5 protein-coding genes are annotated in these 4072 nt (G+C 66.4%); all 5 read left to right on the top strand.

The window, feature by feature from the left end:
• The coding region (locus AC13HU_RS33535; RefSeq protein WP_483045759.1) for a hypothetical protein at positions 1-205 on the top strand (205 nt) is incomplete at its 5' end.
• Between the two features lie 67 nt (positions 206-272).
• Entirely contained in the window at positions 273-2336 is a 2064-nt protein-coding gene (locus AC13HU_RS33530) for a hypothetical protein (RefSeq protein ID WP_483045758.1), read from the top strand.
• An 11-nt stretch (positions 2337-2347) separates the two neighbouring features.
• Positions 2348-3400 (top strand): hypothetical protein, encoded by a 1053-nt coding sequence (locus AC13HU_RS33525; RefSeq protein WP_483045757.1) that lies wholly within the window; start codon positions 2348-2350, stop codon positions 3398-3400.
• Between the two features lie 69 nt (positions 3401-3469).
• Positions 3470-3709 (top strand): hypothetical protein, encoded by a 240-nt coding sequence (locus AC13HU_RS33520; RefSeq protein ID WP_483045756.1) that lies wholly within the window; start codon positions 3470-3472, stop codon positions 3707-3709.
• Positions 3710-3871: 162 nt separating this feature from the next.
• The coding region (locus AC13HU_RS33515) for a hypothetical protein (RefSeq protein WP_483045755.1) at positions 3872-4072 on the top strand (201 nt) is incomplete at its 3' end.

Genomic DNA, 4072 nt, shown 5'->3' with positions numbered 1-4072 from the left:
GTTGTTGCGCTCTCCTCGGGCGCTGAAAGTGACGCAACGGCTGGCCGCGAAGAATCGGTTGGACGTCGCACTCGTACGGGGGCGGCTGCGCGGCGCACTCATGGCGCTGGCCCCGGTGCTGGGCGGCGAAGCCGGAGAGCGGGACCTGGATCGCCTCCTGGACCTGCTCCTGCTCTCCGGGGTGGACCTCGGGGACGCGGACTGAGCCGCGGGTGGGCCGTGTTGTGGTCAACTGCCCCCAACGGCCCTACCCCACAGGGCCAGTGGGTCCGGTGGGTGCTGGTCGCTCCCGCCCCTTCGGAGGGAACTCGGCCGGTTCCCTGGCCGTCCTGCATAGCGACTTCGCGGGAGTCGATCCGCATCGCGTCAGACTGCTGGCCGACAAACTCAAGAACCTGGCCGACACTCTGCATCGCGAAGCTCCCAGCATCCGGAAGAACTTCGACGAGTGGCACGGCATGCTCAGCCAGTCGCAGCTGTCGCAGCAAGTGACACAAGTACACGCCGACGCCTCCGACATGGCCAAACGCGCCGATGAGGCGCTGAACCTGCTGCACAACCCGCACATGTACGACCCCAGCGACCCGCACGCGAACTGGGTCAGCGTCCCTTGGGATGTAGCCCAGATCAACGCCTCCGAAGAAGCCAGGACCGAGGCGCTGAACCTGAAGAAGGCCATGGACGATCCGGAAGACTCTTCCTCGCGCGCCACGATCGATGAGATCGCACAGTCGCTGGCCGACCACCAAGACGACCCGGCCTACCTGCAAGCGTTCATGGCCAACGGAGGTGAGGACCAGGCCGTCCGTGCCGCGCGGGTTCTGCACGGGATGGACGGTACGCATGGCGGCGTGGTGCTCAGCAAGGAGTCCGAGGCCGCGCTTGCCCAGTTCGGTCAAGGGGTCGCGGCCTCGACGAGGATGGCCAAGGACGGCGCGATCACGTTGCCGCCGGATTACCTGACCAAGCTGACGAAGCCCGCAGGCGGCGACATGTGGTCGGTTGGCATGCTTTTCAAGTACGGTCCCCCCGGCAGCAAGTGGGACTCCACCGTGCTGTCTGCGGTTGGCGGCTCGATGCTGGACTGGCGCCAGACGCATGAGATGCGGCCTGACTTCCAGAAGGGGGTCAACGCGGCTGTGCCCGGCGAGTACGTGGGCGACCACAACGCGTGGTATACCTCGCTGGGCCTGAAGATGGACTATACCCAGGGTGGCGGCTTTATCGATCACGCGAACAACATCCAGGGTATCGATGCGAACGATCCGTCGATTGTCCTGATGCAGCGCGTGAGCGAGAACTCGGATGCCTCACGGCAGTTGCTGACCGGTGTGGACGGTCCCAAACACGCGGACGCACTCGTCAGCGACAAGTGGCATACCCCCGGCAACGACTCTTTCGATGACGCCAAGTTCCCCGCTGCCGTCATACGGGCAGCCACCCTCGACCGCGAAGGCCATCCGAAGCAGTCTGCCGAGGCCGCAGCGAACTTGATCAACGCCGGCGGCGACGAATACAACAAGGAGAAGAAAAAGGGCGACTATGACCTGGAGCAGTATCCGGTCAACAAAGGAATCACGAAGGCGCTGTCCACCGTCTTCCAGGCTTACGTTCCCGACTTCGCCGATTCCACCGGCACGTCCGACCAGGCGGCCTACGCCTCCAAATTGAAGCCTGGCACGCTGATTCTCGACCGGCAACATGCTGAGGACTTCATGAGTATGATCATGCAGAACCGCGACGAGGCCGGGAACGTCGTGGAGTCCATCAACGCCCAAATCAGCCAGACTTCGATGAAGGGGCTGGACGACCCGGACGCCGGCGTCTATCTCAAGAACTTGGCCGAACTGCGCGGTGAGGCGTGGTCCGCGGCCGACGAGGTCCACATGACGAAGGCCGAGTTGCTGGACGCTGCACACACCAAGCAGCTGCTCTGGTTCAACATCATCGCCAGTGGTGCGGCGGCCGTCCCCAATCCGCTCGATGACTCGGTCGGCCAGAACTGGATACAGGCCGCGATCTGGGCCGGAATCCCATACGCCGACTCGAAGTTCTCCACGGACAACGCGGCGAGCATCGAGGCAACCGCAAGGCCCCGGAAATACGACGATCAGGCGTCGATGCACGTACCACTCATGCAGGGACTCGCACGCGCCGGCAAGATCAAGCCGCCACCGAACCACCCGGAGTGGGCTGACGGCGACATCGACATCACTACGGATCAGGACATGACGGACTTCAATGACTGGTGGAACGCCACCCGCACGGAGAAGCATTCGCAACTGGACACGTTCAGCGACCAGATGGATGACGGTTACAAGCGCGGTTCGGAGTGAGCACGCGTCTGGTGCCGCGCTCCCGAGTGGCGGGCCTGTTGGCAGTGGGGCTCGTCGTCGCCGTGACGGCCGGCTGCTCGAACGACGGCGGTGACGGTGACCAGCGACCCGGGCCGGGGCAGGCGGCAGTGCTGCTCACCGCGGACCAGGCGGGCCCGGGCCTTGACCTGGCCGGGGGCGGCGCGGTCAACGCTCTCACCGTGGGGAACGACGGCAGCGTCTACGTGCTGCGGTCCGGTGTCTACAAAGTCTCACCCGACCGCAAGGTGTCCCGGGTGCTGAGCGTCGGCCCCGAAGGATCGGGCGGGCTGGTCGCGCGGCCGGACGGCTCGCTGGCGCTGGGCGCGTACGGCTCGGTGCGGAAGGTCGACGCGCACGGCGCCGTATCCACCCTGGCGGGCGTACCCGGCTCCGGAGCGACCCGCCACTCCACGCTGCCGCGCTCGGCGTCGGCCGCCACGTACCGCTTCAGCGGCGTGGCGACTCCCTTCGGCGTCCGGCCCGACGGCACCCTGCTGCTCATCTCCGACCGTGAGGCGGTCTGGACCCTCAAGGGTGGCACCCTGACGCGGCTCTACGCCTTCCCCGCCGCCGACCGTAGCGCATCGCCGCCCACCATGGCGCAGACCTGGAACACCGTCGACGGTGCGGGCAACGCCTACGTCATCGGTGGCAACGGCCTGACCAGCGGAACTGTCGGCGACATCAAGATGATCCGCCCCGACGGCACCGTCACCCGCCTCGCCCTGCCCGCTACGGCTGCCGGACTCACCGGCGCACCGGCCACCCTCCGAGTCCAGTCGATGGCCGGCGCCGACGCGACCGGCCTGTACGTCAACGCCCGCGGTGCGTCGGACGCATACGTACTGCTCATCCGTGGCGGCCACGCGCAGATCATCGCCCACCACAGTGGCACCGGCTATCCCGAAGACTGCGACCCGTCGCACCCTGTGGACGCGGTGAAATTGGTCTGCGGCCTCCCGGTCACTCTCGCTTATGGCGACGGCCGGCTCGTCATGGGTGGCTACACGCACTACCTGCTCCAGATCGCGATGAAGAAGTGACGACACCGTGGGAGACAAGACGTGGGACTTCCTGACGAAGACAGACTCGGCAATATATGCCAGGAGGACATGAACAGCATCGAGGCGTCGGTCACGAACATCCGCGCCGCGATCAAACAAGTCAACGGCTTTCTGGGCAAGGACACATGGGTCGGTGCGAAGGCGGACGCATGGGGAACGGACTTCCAGGGCCGAATGAACTCGCTCGGCCGGCTCTTCGACTCCTACCCAGCCGAGGAACGCCAGCTGGTCCCCGAGGCGACCAAAAAGCAGTCGGACCAGGATCGCCAACGCGCGGGTAGCTCCTGAGTGCGTTGTGGTAAACCGGAGCCTTGGTAGCCGGCAGGGCCCTCCGTATGCCTGGCCTCGATCGTTCATGAGTCCGGGTCGGTGTGTGCAGGATCGAGCTGGGACGGGCGCTGCGGGCCCGGTGGAAGGCCGCTGGGACGGTTCTGCCGGAGTCCGGAGTCCGTGGACGGGGTGCTGCGGTCGCTGCGGGTGATGAGGGTGACGCAGCGGCCGGCCGCTGAGCACCGGTTGGACGTCGCACTCGTACGGGAGCGGCTGCGGGGCGCGTCGTCGCACTGGGCCCGGTGCTCGGTGGGGAACCCGGGGGAGCGGGACATGGATCGCCTGCTGGACCTGCTGCTGCTCTCCGGGGCGGGCTCGGGG

Source organism: Streptomyces sp. NH27, assembly GCF_056859195.1.
The sequence above is the reverse complement of the archived record's forward strand: the minus strand, read 5'-3'. Positions and strand labels throughout refer to the sequence as shown.